The following is a 2,587-nucleotide window of genomic DNA, read 5'->3' as shown; positions in this document are numbered from 1 at the left end:
TGGCGAGGCCGCCGATCGGTGGGCCCGCGATCTGGCTGAGGCGCGTCGACAGCGTGCGCATGCCGGTGACCCGGGCCAGCTGGTCGGGGCCAGTGATCCGCGGCGGGAGGGCACCGACAGCGGGTACGAACAGCGCGTCGACGGCGCCGAAGACGAGCGCCACTGTGACCAGGATCCACAAGGCCGGAGCCGTCAGGGCGATACCGGCGGCCACCGCCAGGACGAGGAGACAGCGCAGCGTGTCACTGCCGAGAAGCACCCGACGGGGGTCGAGCCGGTCGGCGACCACGCCCCCACCGAGCATGAGTAACGCTCGTGGTACCGCTCCGGCGGCCATGACGAGGCCGACTTCGGTAGGACCGGCGGCCTTCTGGGCGGACCAGGCAAGGGCGACGAAGTACACGCTGTCGCCGACGAGGGAGACCGTGTAGGCGGTGAGCCAGCGCAGCACGTTTCCGTCGCGGTGGGCCGGCGTGGTGGCACGATCGGGCAGGACTGTCTCGGGGACGGCCATGGCGGGCTCCAGTAAGCTCGGGAATTCGGCTGGGTCAGGGCCGGAAGGGAAAGCCGTAGAGGTGCACGGACACGTGCTCGCGGTCCTCGGTGTCGTCGGCCGCCTTCGCGGCCTTGCCCCGCTCCCGCCAGCGCCGGGCCAGCGCCTGGAGCTCGTCGTTCATCTCGGCGAGTTCGGCCGGGGTGAGGTCGAGCAGCCACTCGGAAGTGAAGGACGCGTCGGTCCATGCACGTCCCCAGGCGGACTTCTGATCGAGATACGTGCGGTACTGGGCGACGCGGGTGTCGAACATCCCTCGGGTCACCGCGCCGACGGCGGCGGCGCCCTCAGGTGTGTCCGCGAAGTCCGAGTCACGAAACCCCCAGCCCTCTTCGGATGCCACCCGCCACCACCGCTCGCGGCCGTCGGTGCCCTGGCCACTCGCCTGGGTCACGAAGCCGTGCTCAGCCAGCTTGCGCAAGTGGTAGCTGACCAGCGACGGCGTTTCGTCGACATGCTCGGCGAGCTGAGAAGCGGTCGCGGTGCCTGCCGCGTAGAGCAGTCGGTACAGCTGCATCCGCAGCGGGTTCATCAAGGCCCTCAACCGTGACAGGTCGGTGATCTGCTCAGCCTCGCGCTTCGGTCGCATGCACGCAGCGTAAGCATGAAGCGAAAACTTCGCAATAACTGCTTCGGACTTCCCCGGCCGAGCGGCCGACTCCGTGTGCAGGGGACTGAGACAGCCGACCCGGCGCGACCTTACTGCCGCCGAGAAGGCCGGCGCCGGCCTTCTCCGGGGGGCAAGCGGGCGGGTGACCTCGGTGATCGCGGCGGTGGCCTTGTCCGCCCGCGGCGGTGGACTCGTCCGCCCGTTTCGGATCGGCAAGGACCTCCCTGTGGCCTGTCTCTTATAGCCGGTGGCGGCCGCATCTGCCGTTCGTGCCGCGAGCGGATCTCCGTCGAACACCCCCGAAAGCGGCGGGGGCACGTCGACGCCTCCGGCACGAAGGGTGCGCCGTACCAGTCGGCCGAACCCCTCACCCCCTGGTCAGGCCGACCGGCGAACGGAGTGTCCGAGCCGGGGCAGGCCGATCGCCCCGCTGGATTCGGGGCCCGCGACGGACGACTCCACGCAGCCGCCCACCTGGAGCCGTCGGTCGTGGCGCAGGCGGCCGTGGTCTCGCCGGAAGGCCAGGACGTCGAGCCATCGCCCGGTGACCTTGCCGAGCGCCGGAAGCCTCACACTCGCCGGCCGGCCGTGGCCAGGCCGGCGAGTGTGAGGCAGGTGGTTCAGCGGGCCAACAGGCTGCGGATCGCCGCGGCGATCTCGTCGGGTGCCTCCTCGGCCATGAAGTGTCCGGCTCGGGTCAGCCGGTGGTCCAGGTCCGGTGCCCATGCCTTCCAGACGGCAGAAGCGTCGTAGCCCAGCTGCGCGCCCCAGTCCTGCTGGACGACCGTCACGGGCATGGCCAGCTGGGTCCCTGCGTCCAGGTCCGCTTGGTCGTGCACGACGTCGATCCCCGCCGAGGCCCGGTAGTCCGCGACGATCGACGGCACCGCCGCGGCGCTCGCCCGCAGGTATTCGGCACGTACATTCTCCGGCATCGCGGCCGCGTCGTTGGCCCAGGTATCGAGAAACGAGCCGAAGAACGCGTCCGCGCTGTTGGTGATCAACGCCTCCGGCAGGCCCGGCGGCTGCGCCATGAGGAAGAGGTGGTAGCCGACCGCCGCCGAGACGCCGTGCAGCACGTCCCACATGTCGAGCGTCGGCACTACGTCGAGAATGCCCAGGTGCGTGATGGCCTCGGGGTGGTCCAGCCCTGCCCGGAACGCGACCAGGGCGCCCCGGTCGTGACCGACGAGGGCGAAGCGCTCGTGGCCGAGCGCCGCGGCCAGGTTCACGACGTCGGAGGCCATGGCTCGCTTGCCGTACACCTCGGGGTCGGTGGCCGCCGGCTTGTCACTGGCGCCGTAGCCTCGCAAGTCGGGACAGATCACCGTGTGCTCGTCGGTGAGCCGCTCGGCGACGTGTCGCCACATCAGGTGGGTCTGAGGAAATCCGTGCAGCAGCACGACCGGGCTGCCGCTGCCGCC

General features: G+C 70.6%; 3 protein-coding genes. All 3 read right to left on the bottom strand.

The genetic code is table 11. The features are described from left to right. The coding region (locus tag IH13_RS0121740; RefSeq protein ID WP_031086944.1) for an MFS transporter at positions 1-514 on the bottom strand (514 nt) is incomplete at its 3' end. Between the two features lie 34 nt (positions 515-548). Beyond that, a complete protein-coding gene (locus tag IH13_RS0121735; protein ID WP_031086942.1) occupies positions 549-1,142 on the bottom strand; it encodes a winged helix-turn-helix domain-containing protein in 594 nt (197 codons plus the stop codon). A gap of 641 nt (positions 1,143-1,783) precedes the next feature. Further along, positions 1,784-2,587: alpha/beta fold hydrolase (locus tag IH13_RS0121730; RefSeq protein WP_031086940.1), on the bottom strand; the 804-nt coding region annotated here is incomplete at its 5' end.

This window comes from Streptomyces sp. NRRL WC-3549 (genome assembly GCF_000721935.1).
Classification (GTDB): domain Bacteria; phylum Actinomycetota; class Actinomycetes; order Streptomycetales; family Streptomycetaceae; genus Streptomyces.
The sequence above is the reverse complement of the archived record's forward strand: the minus strand, read 5'-3'. Positions and strand labels throughout refer to the sequence as shown.

Coding starts and splice junctions, on each gene's coding strand:
- IH13_RS0121735 (WP_031086942.1), bottom strand. CDS start 1,142: ATGCGACCGAAGCGCGAGGCTGAGCAGATCACCGACCTGTCACGGTTG.